The organism is Acinetobacter guillouiae, assembly GCF_002370525.2.
In the GTDB taxonomy this organism is placed as follows: Bacteria; Pseudomonadota; Gammaproteobacteria; order Pseudomonadales; family Moraxellaceae; genus Acinetobacter; species Acinetobacter guillouiae.
This window is the reverse complement of the sequence record NZ_AP014630.1, coordinates 2151749-2167914: the sequence shown is the minus strand read 5'-3', so window position 1 is coordinate 2167914 and position 16166 is coordinate 2151749. Positions and strand designations below refer to the sequence as shown.

The following is a 16166-nucleotide window of genomic DNA, read 5'->3' as shown; positions in this document are numbered from 1 at the left end:
AATTATTTCAAAGAATAGATAAACGCAGAATCAACAATGAAAATTAAAATTGTTATTTTTTTATTATCACTCAACGCTTCAATTAGCTATGCAGATATCAACGATGATGAGATTCAAGCCATAGAAGATTTAACTGATCAAGTATTAGTAACCAAAAATCTAGCCAAACTTGAACCACAGATTAAGGCTCAAATCCAGAAAGCCCAACCCAATGTGCAAAAACTGTTAAAAGCCAAAGACATTGAATATAACGATTCTGTCTATTTACACAACTATGCGATTCTGACTTCTGGATATGCTGAATATTTGCTTGAACAACACTGCACCACGCTCTCTCAGCCTTTTCAAGAACTTACTGAGCAGGCGTATTTTGCGTTAAAAAAACGTGATCCTAACGATACAATCGCAATCAATAATTTAGGGTTATTCTACGCGCAAATGTCGGTGTATTATCGGAAAAACATAGACCCAACGTCACGTCTAAACTATTTGCTAAAGGCTGAACAACTATTTGAGACCTTAATGAAGTTACAACCAGACAATGAGGAGTATGAGAAAAATTATTATGCTGTACTCAGTGACAAACTAATGCTGTTACAGAAATATCATCGTGATGAGAATGAGCAAAAACGCCTCATCAATATACTTAAAAAGCCTTTATTTCACTATTTATCTGATCCAAATCAAGCTTTCGATGCAGGAAATTTTATTATTTTAGCGCAACAGTATTTTAAATATCTCAATCGTGAAGACCCGAAACTTGCTGAAAAATGGTTACGTGATAATCAGGCTAAAATTGAAGCTGTGGTGAATAAGAATCGTAAGCAAACTCAGCGAGAAAAGGAATTTCTCGCTGAGTTCTATGCGCTGCTTGGTCAAACGGATCGAGCATTGTCCTACTTAAAACAATTAGAATTTTCTGATGAGAACAATACAGAACCATCCTCATTTGAAAATGAACCCAATCTTGCCAATTTAAGGCTAAATCCTGAATATCAGAAATGGTTTAAACAATATAAACAGGATTATGCTGCATATCGTAAAGCAATTCCCAAAGTATGTAAGATCAATCAACTTGAAACAACACAAGATACTTTACAATAATGCTGTTGGAGACTTAACGAATCAAACCTTGTGGTTGCAGAATAATCACCAAAGCCCCAATGATTACAATACATCCACCAAACAAATCCCAGCGAGTTAAGCTGACTTGATCGACAAATTTCAGCCACATCAGTGCACTAAAGATATAGATACCACCATATGCGGCATAAATACGCCCTGAAGCAGCTGGGTGCAAGGTCAATAGCCAGACAAATACCGCCAAACTTAAAACGGTAGGTATCCATAACCAATGGCTTTTATTTTGATTCAGAATCAAATAAGGAAAATAACAACCTAAAATTTCTGCAACAGCTGTGACAAGAAATAATAAAATCGTAGTTAAAATTTTAGTAAATGCAATGTCCATTGATACTCAAAGAATAATCATGAAGTTAGAGTATATGTGATTTTCACGCGAGCTAAGCAATAAAATTTTGAGCAGACTAAAACAACTAAGCTTTTATCTATAAATTGTAGTTGTTGTTTGCCTCATCCACAAAAGCATACATTTTTAAAATATGTTGATGAATGTGCCTTGTTTAAAATAGGATAAAATATCAGCATATACATTTTTTGGTTTTTTATGGATGAAAATAAATCATTTCGTGTTTAATTTCTTCATTTTCCTCTGGCTTAGCCAAAATGTAGATGCAGCAACACTGAGTCTTCCACTGTGGCCCAATAGCGCGACACTGGCATCATCCAGTGAACAATATACGATAAATAAGCATGGTGCTATTGAGCATATCACCTCTCCTCAACTGCGCGTATATTCCCCCAAACAGAGCAATCATATCGCTATTTTAGTCATTAGTGGTGGGGGTTATGCCAGAGAGGAATTGGCCAAAGAAAGCACGCCAACTGCACAGTTTTTACAAGAACGGGGATTTACCGTATTTGAATTAATCTACCGCTTACCTAATCAGGATGGCAATAATCTGCTTGCGCCCTTTCAAGATGGCCAAAGAGCCCTGCGTATCATTCGTTATCATGCACATCAATTCAACATTGATCCAGACAAAATTGGTGTACTGGGTTTCTCCGCAGGTGGGCATTTAGCTGGAATCATTGCGACACAATGGCAACAACAATTTTCGAGTTTAAATGATCCGATTGATCAAATTTCCGCTCGGCCTAATTTTGTGGCGCTACTCTATCCAATCATTAGTATGCAAGCGCCGCTAGATCATACCCATGCTTATAAAAGCTTATTTGGATCAAAACATGATTTAGCCAAACAAATTTTGTTTTCAGTAGATTTACAAGTCAAACAGAATACACCTCCAACCTTTTTAGCCCACGCCATTGATGATCCGATTTCACCTGTTCAGAATAGTCTCAATATGCAAACCGCTTTGCAGCAACACAAGATCGCTTATGAATTACATCTTTTCAAAAATGGTGGACATGGTTGGGGCTTAGGCAAAGCCAATACTGAAACAACACAATGGCCGACATTATTCTTAACTTGGTTAAAGAAAATTGATATTTTATAAGCGTCTAATTCAAAAAATAACCCGCAATCAATGCGGGTTATTTTAAAGCTCATTCACAACTATGCTGGTTCAGCAGTCTGATCTTCAAAGACTTCTAATGTAAGCCCTACCGCCTTACCATTTTCTTTCTTCACAGAGACAGCAACGTTACCACCATGATCCGCAAGCTCACCAAATAGAATCATCTCAGCAAGTGGTTTCTTCAAATGTTCTTGAATCAAACGTTGCATTGGGCGAGCACCCATTAAACGGTCATAGCCATTCTCAGCCATCCAATCGCGAGCAGATTGATCAACTTCCAGTACCACTTTTTTATCATCTAACTGCGCTTGGAGTTCGGTTAAGAATTTATCAACAACAGACTCAATCACTGTGGTAGGCAATGCTTTAAACTGAATTACACCATCTAAACGATTGCGGAACTCTGGTGCAAATGCACGTTTCATCGCTTCTTGATTGTCATTACTATTGTCTTGCTCAGTAAAACCGATACTGTTACGAGAAATACTTTCAGCACCGATATTGGTAGTCAATACAATAATCACATTACGGAAATCAGACTTACGTCCATTGTTATCGGTTAAAGCACCATGATCCATAACTTGTAATAACAAGTTAAAGACATCTGGATGTGCTTTTTCAATTTCATCTAATAACAAGACACAGTGCGGATTCTTATGAATCGCGTCAGTCAGTAAACCACCTTGATCATAACCAACATAACCTGGAGGCGCACCAATCAAACGAGAAACAGCATGACGCTCCATATATTCAGACATATCGAAACGAACAAGCTCTACACCCAGCAATTTTGCCAATTGTTTGGTCACTTCAGTTTTACCAACACCTGTAGGACCTGCAAAAACAAAACTACCCACTGGTTTATCTGGCGCTTTCAAACCTGCACGTGACAGTTTAATCGCAGAAGCCAAAGCTGTAATCGCTTCATCTTGACCAAATACCACACGTTTAAGATCACGCTCTAGATATTCAAGTACCGATTTATCATCTTTAGATACTGTTTTTGGCGGGATACGTGCAATCTTCGAAATAATATCTTCGATATTTTCAACTGTAATCAAGGTATCATCTTGTTCAGCTTTTAAACGACGTTGTGCACCAGCTTCATCAATCACATCAATCGCCTTATCTGGCAAGAAACGATCATTAATAAACTTAGCAGACAACTCAACCGCTGAAACTAGCGCAGTATCTTCATATTTAACATGATGGAAATCTTCAAACTTGCTTTTCAAACCACGCAAAATATCAATTGTTTCTGAAATAGAAGGCTCATTCACATCAATTTTTTGGAAACGACGTGATAGTGCATGATCTTTTTCAAATACTTGGCGATATTCTTGGAAAGTGGTTGAACCAATACAACGTAAACTACCATTCGCCAATGCAGGTTTGATTAAATTCGATGCATCCATGGTACTGCCCATACTTGAGCCAGCACCAATGATCATATGAATTTCATCAATAAATAAAATTGCTTCTGGTTTCTTTTTCAAAGCATTGAGAAGCTGTTTCAAGCGTTTTTCAAAGTCACCACGGTATTTTGTACCTGCAACCAATGCACCGATGTCTAAACTAAACACTTCAGCAGTCGCAAGTGGTTTAGGTGCTTTACCATTCACAATCAACCATGCCAGACCTTCAGCAATCGATGTTTTACCCACACCAGGATCACCCACAAGCAATGGGTTGTTTTTACGGCGACGGCAAAGAATTTGAGCAGTTCGTTCAATTTCTTTTTCACGCCCGATTAAAGGATCAGTTTTGCCTTTTTGCGCTTCAATATTCAAATTCAAAGTATAAAGTTCAAGTGGTCCAGCATTTGCTGAAGCATTTGATTCACCTTCTAAATCATCAGATTCTTCTTCAACTTGAATTTCTTCTTTACGCGCACCGTGTGACAAATATTGGGTTAAAGTCAAACGATTGATTTGATGTCTTTTTAGCAAATAAACGGCAAAAGAATCTCGCTCAGAGTACATCGCAACCAGTACATCTGCACCCTCTACTGTGCGATCACCGCCACTTGACTGAACGTGGAAAATTGCACGTTGTAAGATACGGTCAAAACTTTCAGTTGGATGAGGGGCTTGGTCGTTGTTTTCTCCTAGTTTAGGGGTATGTTGTTCTACATACTCCTCTAACTCTTTGCGCAAACTGATAATTTCAGCGCCGCATGCTTTTAAGGCATTTACCGCTGAATCGTTATCAAGTAAAGCCAATAATAAATGTTCAACCGTAAGAAACTCATGTCTCTTTTGACGAGCCATGCTAACAGCCAAACGGAGTGAAACTTCTAATTGACGACTGAGCATGAAACCCCCTTATTCTTTTGGCTCAATCTGACAAAGCAATGGATGACCTTGAGATCGAGCGTAGTTATTAACTTGGTTGGCTTTAGTCTCCGCAATGTCTCTTGGATAAACACCAGCTTCACCTTTTCCTTCATAATGTACTGTTAACATTACTTGAGTGGCTTGGTCAAGATTCAAAGCAAAGTATTGTTGTAAAATTTCAATAACAAAGTCCATCGGAGTGTAATCATCGTTCAATAAAACGACAGAATACATCGGTGGTCGCTTCACTTCAGGTGGCGCAGTTTGTACTGCAACATCTGCTTGATCATGGTCTGGATGGTTTGGATCTTCTGAATTACTTATACGAATACTCAAGTGCCAATCTATAAATCCTGAATCACGGAATGATGATTTCACTTCATTTAAACTCATTTGACGTTTATTAGTTCGCATATTTTTCAAAATACTTATGATTTATTGAGAATTAGCCGCAGCTTGAGGAACCTCTGCAGCAAACGCAGCTGCACTGTCTACAGCTTGCCCACGTGACCAACTAAAGCGTTTAACCACTGGCGTGGCACCATTTAGGCGGATTTCGATAAATTGTGGATTAAAGCCCTTAGGCATGGTCCAACGTCCAGTTAAACGCTCATAATCAGTAAAATTATAATTCGCATCTGCCATTGGCACTGTTAACACCTCAGTACCACTAATCAAACGAATTTCAACAGAACCCGTCGCACGTCTTGGACTAACTTGAATAAGATCAAGCTGATATTCATAAGCGTTTTCTGGTAATGGCTTAACGGCCAAGTTTTGAATGGTTAAACTCAAACCGCCACGTTGTTTTAACACTTCACGATAAATCGCACTCATCACATCAACTTGTGATTTTTCAGCATTGGCTTTGTTCAATGACTCTAATAAATCGTTAGAGTTCGAAACAGCCACGTCTCGTTCCTGTACAGCAGCATTTAGGCTTTTATTTAAATTAGCCAGCGTTGTTTTTTGTTGCTTCACAACTTCTACCAACTGTTCTGCATCTGCATCAAAACCGACTACCGTTAGCCCTTGGCGATGTCCAACCGTATAACCTAAAAGTACACTGCCAGCACATAATACAACCCCACCGATCACCAAAGGCATATTCCCTTTTAAAAAAGGCTTTTTTGGTGCTTGAGCTGGTTGTGACGCGGTATTTGTTTCTGTGTTCTGCATCATCATCTCTAAGTATTATTGATAGAATCAAAACACACATTTAACCGCAAAGTTATATGTGTGTGAAGCCATAAAGCGTTTTTTATGGTAATAATCCGATACCTTGTAAACCAGCATCTTCAGCAAAACCAAACATTAAGTTCATATTTTGTACAGCCTGTCCTGCCGCACCTTTGACTAAATTGTCTTGAACAGACAAAACAATTAACTTGTTCGGATGCGGTTTATACAGTGCAATTCTGAGTTGGTTTGCACCACGTACAGAACGTGTTTCTGGTGAACTATTTGCAGGCATTACGTCTACAAATATTTCATTTGCATAAAATTTTTCATAAAGACTTTGTAAATCTGCTGCTGCACCTTGCTCTGTCAAATCAACATAGATTGTACTGAACATACCACGAATCATCGGAACCAAATGCGGTACAAAAAGAATCTGATCAAATACATTTTTTTGACCCGAAATATTTTCTAATGCTTCTACAATTTCAGGATGATGACGATGTCCAGCAACGCCATAGGCTTTAAAATTATCTGCATTTTCAGAATAAATCATGCCAAGACTAGCTTTACGCCCTGCACCTGATACACCAGATTTCGCATCAATGATAATACTTTCCGGTTTAACCAATGTTTCAGCTTGCTTAAAAAGTGGCGCTAATCCCAACTGAACAGTGGTTGGGTAACAACCCGGGTTACCGACAACATTGGCATTTTTAATTTGTTCACGATTAAGTTCTGATAAACCATAAACAGAGTCTTTCAATATCTCTGGGCAGGCATGCTGCATCCCATACCATTTTTCAAACTGTGCTAAATTCTGCAAGCGAAAATCAGCGGCTAAATCGATAACTTTGCTATTTGCTGCCAAAAGTTGTTGTGCATGCTGCATTGCCACACCATGCGGGGTCGCAAAAAACACAACATCACATTTTTTTAATTCATCAATGTTTAAGTCTGAATACTTAAGCTCGGTGTGCCCACGTAAGCTTGGAAACATATCATCTACACGGCGACCATCTTCGGTACGTGATGTCAGTACATTCACTTGAACATTTGGATGTCGTAGTAAAAGACGCAACAATTCAACGCCTGTATAACCTGTTCCACCGACAATACCCACTGAAATCACGTTTTTTACCTCGATTTAAAAGTATCCATTTTGTAGTGCTGTAGTATGACAGGAAGTTGATGCTTTCTAAACTATTTTACTGGGTTTTTATGATATTTTAGCATTATGATAAAGTAAAATTCACATAAGTTCGATTGATGAATCTTGCGCAATACAGTTGCGTCCTCTACGTTTGGCAACATACAAAAGTTTGTCAGCAGCTTCTATACCACTCGCTAAATTACGATGTCGTACTTGTGTTAAGCCAAAGCTGGCTGTCAATAAGATCTGTTGAGTTAAAAATTGCTCAGTTTCAATAGCAGTCCGCATACGCTCAGCAATTTTATAGGCATAACTTAGATCTTCAACTTGTAATAAAACAATAAACTCTTCACCACCAAAACGCCCCACTAAGTCCTTTTCACCGACATGCTGACTAACAAGACGACCTACGCTTTGCAAAATCTGATCACCGACCAGATGCCCATGGGTATCATTAATTTTCTTAAAATGATCGACATCACACATCAACAAAAAATATTGTTTTTCTGGCAAATCGATTAAATTGATTTTAGCAGCATCATAAAATCCACGGCGATTGAGTAAATGTGTTAATGGATCTCTAGAACGTTCATCATTTAATTTCAAAATAATATCTCGTACTAATGTTCCCAAAAGTACGATCGCAAACCACATGCTCAGGATAATGCTGGCAGCAAGCATCATTAACCACCATGCTGAATTTACCAGCATACTGGCTTCAATATTTTTCAAAAATAAGAAAATAATAATGACGCGGACAAAAGTATATAAAACAATAAAAAGGTAAGAATAATCGACCAGCTTATTTAACCAATCACTTTGCTTATCATCTTTAAAAATAGATACTAAAACTAAGGATTCAACTGTGGCAATGCTCAGGTTTAAAATTAGCATTCGCATCCATAGCTGTTCATCAACAAAAGAATAATAGACCAGCAGACATATTGTGATAAGGATCAAAATGAAAGCCACTAAAGTGTGCGCACTGGCTTTCTTTCTCAATGCCATAGTATAGGCGCTGGCCCATGCACCAAATAGGTATAAACCACCAACAACAGGGGCTGAGAATGTTAATTGTTGGTTAGACATAAAACTTTGTGCAGCTAAAGCAAAAGACGGCACGATATATCCAAGACCCAACCAAAATAAATAAGTAGGTGCTTTAAAAAAATAATGGCAGATCAAAAGTAAACTGCCCATTAATATCAGGCAGATCGGTACAATCAAAATAAAGTAATGAGTATCTGCAAAATTCACGTCTGATATCTTTATGATAAGAAATAGGAAATATTGGCAAGTCGCCAAGTTTAGTGTATTTTTTAATTCACTCCCAACTTATGCTTAAAATAATCAGACTATTTTGTAATTTAACTGTTTTTATTAAGAAATACTTTTAAGGCATTATACCCTTACTTAAAATTTATGATGATAAATACACAAATAAACATGTAATTTAATGATATCGCCTATAAAATCATCAAATTAAACCTCTAAAAAATGATAAACAAACCTTTTCATTTTAATTCTCGTTTTTGGCATAAAAGACTATTCAAACAAATTCAAAGAAACGGTCTTGTCTTGCTAAATGATTTATGCATAATAATTTAGAGTAATTACTCTAAAATCAACAAAAGGACGCATTGGTCATGATTGGATCACGAGCGTGGATGAATACAAGTAATGGAAAACTTAGCTTTACAGAGAAAACTCAGCTTATCAAACAAGTTCTCATTCCTGCCACACTGAACTATGGCAAAACTTTTCTAAAAGCGAATCATGATTCGACATCATTTACACTGGATAATTTTCAGATTCCTGACACAGCAATTGTCAAAGAAGCGATGAACGAATTAGAGCAAACAGCCTCTCAAGCGATCATCAATCATTCTTGGCGGAGCTATTTTTGGGCTGTTGCTATCGCCCACACCAAACAATGGCAATTTGATCAAGAAAGTCTTGTTATTTCATGTTTGATGCATGATTTAGGACTGGTTAATCATTTAGATCAATATGCATGTCAATGTTTTAGCTTTGAAAGTGCCTTAAGAGCTGAAACACTCTGTAGCAAACACCATTATCCCGAAGACAAAATGGTTAATATTTCAAATGCGATTTGTTTACATATGAATGGCAGTTTAGATGAAAGTGATCACAGTCTTTCTAAAGAAGTGCTATTACTACAAAAAGCCACTTCCTGTGATGTAATTGGGACTGATCTCTACTTATTTTCAAACAGTTTTAAAAACCAAATTTTAAACCAATATCCACGGGTACATTTTAATTCAGAAATGCGTAAACTTATCTCAATTGAAGCAAAAAGAAACCCTCAATCACGGACTGCTTTAATGCACAAACTCGGACTTTCAAACATGATTCAAATGAATATTTTTAAGGACTAAATCATGAAAAATACCTCTTTTACCCAAAAGAATATTAATTTTGGGCAATATCCAATTCTAGTCGATATTTATTCAAACCCTGAAAACAGCCATAGTGTTATCTTGCTGGCTGCGCTAGGCATAGCAATCAGTAAATACGAGGTGCTTATTACCGCTTTAAGCCAAAGTGGCTTGAATGTTATTGTGGCTGATTATCCCCATTGTGGGCGTAATACTCCGCCTGTTTCAGCAAAGATTGATTATGGTTATGCTGATTTACTCAATGACTTTATTCCTCAACTGGAAAAGCTGGCCTTAGAACTAAACCAACAAGTTCCAATCTTATTTGGACATAGTTTAGGTGGACATTTAGCAACACTTTATGCACAAAATCATGCAAACAAAGTCATTGGTGTTGCCACAGGCAATATCGGTTTAAAAAATTGGGACTTAAAAGGTAAAATCAATATTTTAAAAGCAGTCACAGTGATCAACGTCATGATTTTAAAAGATGGTTATTTTGCAGGCTATAAAATTGCTTTTGGGAATAAAGAGACAAAATCCTTAATGCGTGATTGGTCCAAAGTTGTCTTTACAGGAAATTATGCACATATCATTGGGCAAGAAAACGTAGTGAATAATGCTGCCTTATTTGTCTATTTAAATGGCGATGATTTTGCACCAATGTCTTCAATGCTTGGCCTCAGTGGTTATTTTAAAAACCCACAAATAAACACACTGGATTTAACCCATAAAACCCAAGGCAATCAACATAGTGCATGGATTAAACAGCCTGATCAAGTCGTCGAAATAATTATAGAATGGATCAATAGTTTTACTGAATAAGTTTTGCTTTTGACTTCTCTGAAACCAATTTATTCCACTGCTTTTTAAAAACCCAACTTAAGTAATTAAATTATTCAATATGTTGCAAAATATTTACTATCTTTCCAAATGGATCTTTGACATAGAATCGCCTAACACCCCAGTCTTCATTGGTTAACGGATAGAGAATGTCTAAATCTAATTTTTTGGCTTTTTCATAAAGTTCATCCACATTGTCGACTTCGATTGAAAAATCGGGTACATCTGTATTATTTCCCCCTTTCGAAGCAATACTGATTTGTGGATGCATCATTTCCTGACTGGCAAATGTTTTGATCCAACCATGATCCATCACCAAGTCCATCGCTAAAAAATCACCATAAAAAGCTTGGGCACTGGCTAAATCTAAAGCTTTAATATTACTTATGATTCTTTTTACACTCATACGCTTTTCCTCATTTTTTGTTTTAATGCAATCTAGAAATTTACTTATTTTATTACGCCCACCACCAAGGCATTACGCTACTTTTTAAAACTTTACGATGCTGCTGATAGTGTTGATCATGCTTTTCAACTTCAGACCAAAAAGCAGCGCTATGATCAAAATGTTTGGTATGTGCCAATTCATGTACACAGACATAACGGGTAATTTGTTGATCACATAAAACCAATGCACTATTGAGCATAATATCATGACGGGCTGTACAACTTCCCCAACGCGTTTTCGGGTGTCGAACAGCACACTGTCCAAACTTTAAATGGGTTTCATCACTGACTTGCTTTAAATAAATCGGTAAATAATGCTTTGCATAAGCAATCACAAAAGCTTTTAAATAGCTTTCAGGCTGACGCTCGCTGATAAATAACTGATGCTTTTGCTCATCTAAAATATAGCTATTTTTTTGAGTTTTATAAATAATTTCTAAGGGCTGCTTTAAATTAAACAGTTGCAAGCTTGTCGGTAATATCTGATCAACTTGCTGTATTTTTTCCTGCTGTTTATGCCATGTCTCAATCATCCATTGTTCAGACTCGTGTAAAAAATGCTGAATCTGACGTTGGGTACAATATTTGGGCACAGTTAGGCGAATCTGCGTGGGTTCAACACGTAAACGTAAGCGTGTTGCACGTGCATGATGTGTGATTTTTATTTCAGGAAGATTTGCCATCTTAATACGCTTATTTTTAGAATCTCCCCCAACGCTTACTTAAAAAAAGGTAGGTAGTAAACCTCGTCTTTACTCAAGCAGAAGTTAGGGGAAATTTTTTCTTATCCTGCGGTACGCTCTTCAATACCATCATTGGTGGCAACTACAGCGACATCAGCTTTATTGATCGCAAAAATACCATTACACACTACACCAGGAATATCGTTAATGGTTTTTTCGACCTCTAATGCATTCAAAATATTTAAGTTATACACATCTAGAATGACATTACCATTATCCGTTACTACACCTTCACGATAAACTGGGTCACCGCCTAAAGATACGATTTTACGCGCAACTGCTGAACGTGCCATAGGAATCACTTCGATAGGCAATGGAAATTCACGGCCTAATTGATCGACCCATTTCGAGTCATCAACAATACATACAAACTTTTTCGCAATAGATGCCACGATTTTTTCACGCGTGAGTGCAGCACCACCGCCTTTAATCATATGTAAATGACGATCAATTTCATCAGCACCATCTACATAAGCATCTAAACCACCAACATGGTTCATATCAACCACTTCAATGCCTAATTTCTTAAGACGTTGAGCTGTTGCTTCTGAACTGGCTACGGCTGCTTCAAGTTGTAACTGAGGTAATAATTCAATTAAGAAGTTCACTGTACTACCAGTACCGACTCCCAAAATGCCCCCTCTTGGTAAGTGTTTTAAAGCGGCTTGGGCTGCAGCTTGTTTTTTCTCGTCCTGGGTTGCATAAAGGCTCATGACATCTCTCAATAAAATTTCAATTTCCTGCACATTTTGCATAATTTTAAAACGCAAAGGTACAACGGTTTGTTACAATGAGCGCTCATTTTAAACTGTTAGATGGAAAATTAACATGCTGTCTCGTTTGGTTCGACAAATATTACAGGCAACGGTGTATGACGTTGCAATCGAAACCCCACTCGAAGCAGCGCCACGAATTAGTGAAAAACTAAACAATAACATTCGCTTTAAACGCGAAGATTTACAACCTGTCTTTTCCTTCAAACTACGCGGTGCGTATAACCGTATTAGTCAATTACCGAAATCTCAGTTGGAACGTGGCGTTATTACTGCTTCAGCAGGTAACCATGCTCAGGGCGTGGCTTTATCTGGTCAAAAGTTAGGTATTCGCGCCATTATTGTGATGCCGAAAACCACCCCTGACATTAAAGTTCAAGCAGTAAAGCGTTTGGGTGGTGATGTTGTGCTTCACGGCGACTCATTTGATGTTGCTAACAAATATGCCATTCAACGTGCAAATGACGAAGGTTTAACCTTTATTCCGCCTTATGACGATGAACTGGTTATGGCCGGCCAAGGTACAATTGCCAATGAAATATTGCGTCAATGGCGTGATGTTGAATATGTATTTGTTGCTGTGGGCGGTGGTGGTTTAATTGCTGGTGTAGCAGCATATCTTGGTGATGTTGCCCCGCATGTCAAAGTTATTCCTGTCGAATATGATGAATCTGCATGTTTAAAAGCAGCATTTGAAGCCAATCAACGTGTGATACTCCCTTCTGTAGGCTTATTTGCAGATGGTACAGCCGTTGCTCAAATCGGTGAAAAGCCATTTGAAGTCATTCAACTACAAAAATCTGATAACTCAGGTCCAATTGTTGAACGTGATGTGGTACTGGTCAATACAGATGAAATTTGTACGGCAATTAAAGACACTTATGATGAATGTCGTAGTATTGTTGAACCATCAGGTGCTATGGCGCTCGCAGGTATTAAAAAATACGTCACGGCACACGGTCTTGAAGGCAAAAACATGGTGTCGATTGTTTGCGGTGCCAATATGAACTTTGACCGTTTACGTTATATTGCTGAACGTACCGAACTTGGTGAACGTAAAGAAGCCATTTTTGCAGTGACCATTCCAGAAGAAAAAGGTTCTTTCCTGAATTTCTGTCGTGCTTTGCAAGGGCGTAATATTACTGAGTTTAACTACCGTGCCAGTGATGCATCTGCCGCTCAAGTCTTTGTCGGTATTAGCTTAAAGGCTGGTGAAAAAGAACGCCATGATATCTATGAAGCAATGAAATTACATTATGATGTCGATGATTTATCGGATGATGAAGTTGCAAAATTGCATATCCGTTATTTGATTGGCGGTCATGCCGATATTGCCAATGAACGTTTGTTCCGTGTTGAGTTTCCAGAACGCCCAGGTGCTTTATTAACATTCTTAGAGCGTCTTGGTCCAACCCATAACATTAGCCTATTCCATTATCGTAATCACGGTGCAGCAGAAGGACGTGTTTTGGTTGGCTTGGATGCAGAAGATGCGGTACAGAACCCAGATGGACTGATTGAGACGTTGGAAAATATCAATTACCCATATCAAGAAATTACCAATAACTTAGGTTATCAACGTTTCTTAAAATAGAAAGAGCTTCAAAATAGAAATAGCCTATAAATTTTTTTATGGGCTATTTTTTATAAAATCAGAACAATTCGAAAAAGTTAACTTAATAGACCGCCATATTTAAATCACCATCATCATTAAATGCGTCATTAAAAGCATCCACAATCTGATTTAATTGTTGCTCATCTTGTGTGGGCACAAGCATCCAATACGGATTTTCACGATATATAACCAATAAAGAAAGCTGATACTGATTTGCAACCAGTTTAATTTGATCAAAAATGATTTCTTCTGTTTGTTGCATTGCGTCCATTTGATCAGCTAATGAAACATCATCATCTTCATCGTATTGATCAAATACTTCAGCTATTGCGATTTCGATTTCATTTTGCAATTGCTCAGCATCAATATTGTGCTGATTAAAGTAGAAATCGTTTTCAATTCCATTGTCATAATATTCTTTTAATTCAATATAATGCAGGAAATCATGTTGTTGATTTATCCATTCACTAAAACTATAAAATTCAGCATCTTGAGGAATTTGTTGTGCATTTAGCTCGGGAATTAAATATTGAAGTAATGAATATATTTTCTGTGACATGGATATCTCTCTATTTTATTATCAATATGTTGAATTAACTGCAAAAAACTAAGTCGATCTTGAACAGTCAAATAATGCGTAATGTTCTATACTGACATCTTCATCGTGAAATTGTTTGTTAAAACACTTGCAGAACTTTTCAATTTTATATTCATGATTTGGTACGATCAACCAATAATAATCTTCAGCATAAATCAGCAACAGTTCATGATCATGTTGTCTGGCCTGTTTTAATATTTCCTCGAATACAACATCATAAACCTGATCTTGAACATTGTAATAGCGTCCAATAACATCTTTGTGTACTTCATAATGGTCAAATAAAGGCTTCGCTCTTTCACGAATTTGAGTTTGAATTCCCAAGCTATCGACTGCATATTCATGAAAAACCGCACAACGCTCAATCTCATTTTCATGAAATTGCATACGATCAATTTTCATTAAATATCCACGAAATCGCCCACCAAACTTTTCAGCTTCAATCCAATTGAGAAACTCGACAAAACGTTTACGATGTTTCTTTTTGGGAATATCTCTTTGCTCCAACGCTGGGAACCAATGTTGGAGAATTTTAAAAATTTTCTTATCATCCATTTTTTTATCATCCATTTTTTATTCTTGGATCGAAAGCTCAATCTTGGCTTTGCATTTTTAAATTTCAAAGCAATGATATCGGATCAATTTTAAGTTTTTATGACATAAATCTGGTTTTATTTACATTTATCGCTTTTTATTCTCAGTTTGTAGATTGGCGTTGCAATACTTTAAAGATAAAATATATAAAAATTGAATATGATCATACCAACACAAAATCAGTGTCGGGATAAGGACTTTGTAGAATGGCGCAATTTGCTGTCATCGGTTTAGGCAGTTTTGGTGAAGCAGTTGCACTAGAACTCACCAACTTAAATCACGATGTAATAGGTATTGATACATTAAAGAAAAATGTAGAAAACATTGCCGATAAAATCAGTCACGCAGTTATTGCAGATGCTACCGATGAACATGTGTTAGATGAACTGAATATCAAAAATTGTGATGCCGTGGTGGTTGCCATTGGTGAAGATATTGAAGCCAGTATTCTATGCGTACTGCATTTAAAAAATTTGGGTATCGAAAAAATCTTTGTAAAGGCCAAATCTAAATCACATCATATGATTTTGTCTCATTTAGGCATTACAAAAATCATTCACCCTGAAGAAGACATGGGGATTCGTGTTGCGCAATCACTCAGTTATCCAATGGTGAGACGTTATATGGCGTTAAATAATGATCGCTATATCGTCAAAATTGAAATAGGTGCAAATTTACAAGGCGCGCAATTTCAAACGGTCATGGAAAATACCCCCGAAATTACAACCTTGTTATTACAACGCGGTTCACATGTACTGTATGATATTGCACCGGGGACGATTTTACAGGAAAAGGATATTTTAATTCTTGAAGGTCCTGTAGAAATGTTAAGACAATTTTCGATTCGTTTCTTATAGTTATAACT

General features: G+C 37.2%; 17 protein-coding genes. 6 read left to right on the top strand and 11 right to left on the bottom strand.

Going from position 1 to position 16166, the window contains the following annotated elements; genetic code table 11:
* The first annotated feature begins 36 nt into the window (after positions 1-36).
* Positions 37-1104, top strand: coding sequence for a hypothetical protein (locus AS4_RS09945; protein WP_096734032.1), 1068 nt, complete (start codon positions 37-39; stop codon positions 1102-1104).
* A 13-nt stretch (positions 1105-1117) separates the two neighbouring features.
* Here the strand turns inward: AS4_RS09945 and AS4_RS09940 are convergent, their stop codons facing one another.
* Positions 1118-1471, bottom strand: a complete 354-nt coding sequence (locus tag AS4_RS09940; protein ID WP_004720731.1) for a YnfA family protein — start codon at positions 1469-1471, stop codon at positions 1118-1120.
* A gap of 220 nt (positions 1472-1691) precedes the next feature.
* On the opposite strand from AS4_RS09940, the gene AS4_RS09935 reads away from it, so the two are divergent.
* Positions 1692-2600 carry an alpha/beta hydrolase gene (locus tag AS4_RS09935; protein ID WP_096734031.1) on the top strand — a complete coding sequence of 303 codons (909 nt, stop codon included), beginning with the start codon at positions 1692-1694 and terminating at the stop codon, positions 2598-2600.
* Between the two features lie 59 nt (positions 2601-2659).
* Here the strand turns inward: AS4_RS09935 and clpA are convergent, their stop codons facing one another.
* From clpA to AS4_RS09910, 5 genes are all read right to left on the bottom strand, one after another.
* Positions 2660-4936, bottom strand: coding sequence for an ATP-dependent Clp protease ATP-binding subunit ClpA (clpA, locus tag AS4_RS09930; RefSeq protein ID WP_004720735.1), 2277 nt, complete (start codon positions 4934-4936; stop codon positions 2660-2662).
* 9 nt (positions 4937-4945) lie between these two features.
* A complete protein-coding gene (gene clpS, locus AS4_RS09925) occupies positions 4946-5371 on the bottom strand; it encodes an ATP-dependent Clp protease adapter ClpS (RefSeq protein WP_004720737.1) in 426 nt (141 codons plus the stop codon).
* A 21-nt stretch (positions 5372-5392) separates the two neighbouring features.
* A complete protein-coding gene (locus AS4_RS09920; protein ID WP_004720739.1) occupies positions 5393-6136 on the bottom strand; it encodes a DUF6776 family protein in 744 nt (247 codons plus the stop codon).
* Positions 6137-6218: 82 nt separating this feature from the next.
* The gene (gene argC / locus AS4_RS09915) at positions 6219-7268 is read right to left on the bottom strand and encodes an N-acetyl-gamma-glutamyl-phosphate reductase (protein WP_034610273.1); all 1050 of its coding nucleotides are present in this window, start codon (positions 7266-7268) and stop codon (positions 6219-6221) included.
* Between the two features lie 120 nt (positions 7269-7388).
* The gene (locus AS4_RS09910) at positions 7389-8489 is read right to left on the bottom strand and encodes a GGDEF domain-containing protein (RefSeq protein WP_096734030.1); all 1101 of its coding nucleotides are present in this window, start codon (positions 8487-8489) and stop codon (positions 7389-7391) included.
* Positions 8490-8935: 446 nt separating this feature from the next.
* Between AS4_RS09910 and AS4_RS09905 the strand changes: the two genes are divergently transcribed.
* Positions 8936-9688: an HD domain-containing protein gene (locus AS4_RS09905; RefSeq protein WP_096734029.1), complete on the top strand. Its 753-nt coding sequence runs from the start codon at positions 8936-8938 to the stop codon at positions 9686-9688.
* Between the two features lie 3 nt (positions 9689-9691).
* Positions 9692-10513 carry an alpha/beta fold hydrolase gene (locus AS4_RS09900; protein ID WP_096734028.1) on the top strand — a complete coding sequence of 274 codons (822 nt, stop codon included), beginning with the start codon at positions 9692-9694 and terminating at the stop codon, positions 10511-10513.
* Positions 10514-10583: 70 nt separating this feature from the next.
* Here AS4_RS09900 and AS4_RS09895 read toward each other — a convergent pair whose 3' ends face one another.
* The 3 genes from AS4_RS09895 to rpiA form a co-directional block, all read right to left on the bottom strand.
* Complete coding sequence (locus tag AS4_RS09895) at positions 10584-10937, bottom strand: VOC family protein (RefSeq protein ID WP_096734027.1); 354 nt, start codon at positions 10935-10937, stop codon at positions 10584-10586.
* A 52-nt stretch (positions 10938-10989) separates the two neighbouring features.
* Positions 10990-11661 carry a M48 family metallopeptidase gene (locus AS4_RS09890; RefSeq protein ID WP_096734026.1) on the bottom strand — a complete coding sequence of 224 codons (672 nt, stop codon included), beginning with the start codon at positions 11659-11661 and terminating at the stop codon, positions 10990-10992.
* A 101-nt stretch (positions 11662-11762) separates the two neighbouring features.
* The gene (rpiA, locus tag AS4_RS09885) at positions 11763-12434 is read right to left on the bottom strand and encodes a ribose-5-phosphate isomerase RpiA (RefSeq protein ID WP_034610544.1); all 672 of its coding nucleotides are present in this window, start codon (positions 12432-12434) and stop codon (positions 11763-11765) included.
* 115 nt (positions 12435-12549) lie between these two features.
* On the opposite strand from rpiA, the gene ilvA reads away from it, so the two are divergent.
* Positions 12550-14088 carry a threonine ammonia-lyase, biosynthetic gene (gene ilvA, locus AS4_RS09880; protein ID WP_096734025.1) on the top strand — a complete coding sequence of 513 codons (1539 nt, stop codon included), beginning with the start codon at positions 12550-12552 and terminating at the stop codon, positions 14086-14088.
* Between the two features lie 82 nt (positions 14089-14170).
* Here the strand turns inward: ilvA and AS4_RS09875 are convergent, their stop codons facing one another.
* Entirely contained in the window at positions 14171-14668 is a 498-nt protein-coding gene (locus tag AS4_RS09875; protein WP_096734024.1) for a hypothetical protein, read from the bottom strand.
* A 48-nt stretch (positions 14669-14716) separates the two neighbouring features.
* The gene (locus AS4_RS09870; protein WP_004720765.1) at positions 14717-15262 is read right to left on the bottom strand and encodes a hypothetical protein; all 546 of its coding nucleotides are present in this window, start codon (positions 15260-15262) and stop codon (positions 14717-14719) included.
* Between the two features lie 245 nt (positions 15263-15507).
* Here AS4_RS09870 and AS4_RS09865 point away from each other — a divergent pair, with 245 nt between their 5' ends.
* The gene (locus AS4_RS09865; protein WP_004821282.1) at positions 15508-16158 is read left to right on the top strand and encodes a potassium channel family protein; all 651 of its coding nucleotides are present in this window, start codon (positions 15508-15510) and stop codon (positions 16156-16158) included.
* Positions 16159-16166: the final 8 nt, after the last annotated feature.

Excerpts from the sequence above, each read along its gene's own strand:
- AS4_RS09945 (WP_096734032.1), top strand. The coding sequence starts at position 37 with ATGAAAATTAAAATTGTTATTTTTTTATTATCACTCAACGCTTCAATT.
- AS4_RS09940 (WP_004720731.1), bottom strand. The coding sequence starts at position 1,471 with ATGGACATTGCATTTACTAAAATTTTAACTACGATTTTATTATTTCTT.
- AS4_RS09935 (WP_096734031.1), top strand. The coding sequence starts at position 1,692 with ATGAAAATAAATCATTTCGTGTTTAATTTCTTCATTTTCCTCTGGCTT.
- clpA (WP_004720735.1), bottom strand. The coding sequence starts at position 4,936 with ATGCTCAGTCGTCAATTAGAAGTTTCACTCCGTTTGGCTGTTAGCATG.
- clpS (WP_004720737.1), bottom strand. The coding sequence starts at position 5,371 with ATGCGAACTAATAAACGTCAAATGAGTTTAAATGAAGTGAAATCATCA.
- AS4_RS09920 (WP_004720739.1), bottom strand. The coding sequence starts at position 6,136 with ATGCAGAACACAGAAACAAATACCGCGTCACAACCAGCTCAAGCACCA.
- AS4_RS09910 (WP_096734030.1), bottom strand. The coding sequence starts at position 8,489 with ATGGGCAGTTTACTTTTGATCTGCCATTATTTTTTTAAAGCACCTACT.
- AS4_RS09905 (WP_096734029.1), top strand. The coding sequence starts at position 8,936 with ATGATTGGATCACGAGCGTGGATGAATACAAGTAATGGAAAACTTAGC.
- AS4_RS09900 (WP_096734028.1), top strand. The coding sequence starts at position 9,692 with ATGAAAAATACCTCTTTTACCCAAAAGAATATTAATTTTGGGCAATAT.
- AS4_RS09895 (WP_096734027.1), bottom strand. The coding sequence starts at position 10,937 with ATGAGTGTAAAAAGAATCATAAGTAATATTAAAGCTTTAGATTTAGCC.
- AS4_RS09890 (WP_096734026.1), bottom strand. The coding sequence starts at position 11,661 with ATGGCAAATCTTCCTGAAATAAAAATCACACATCATGCACGTGCAACA.
- rpiA (WP_034610544.1), bottom strand. The coding sequence starts at position 12,434 with ATGAGCCTTTATGCAACCCAGGACGAGAAAAAACAAGCTGCAGCCCAA.
- ilvA (WP_096734025.1), top strand. The coding sequence starts at position 12,550 with ATGCTGTCTCGTTTGGTTCGACAAATATTACAGGCAACGGTGTATGAC.
- AS4_RS09875 (WP_096734024.1), bottom strand. The coding sequence starts at position 14,668 with ATGTCACAGAAAATATATTCATTACTTCAATATTTAATTCCCGAGCTA.
- AS4_RS09870 (WP_004720765.1), bottom strand. The coding sequence starts at position 15,262 with ATGGATGATAAGAAAATTTTTAAAATTCTCCAACATTGGTTCCCAGCG.
- AS4_RS09865 (WP_004821282.1), top strand. The coding sequence starts at position 15,508 with ATGGCGCAATTTGCTGTCATCGGTTTAGGCAGTTTTGGTGAAGCAGTT.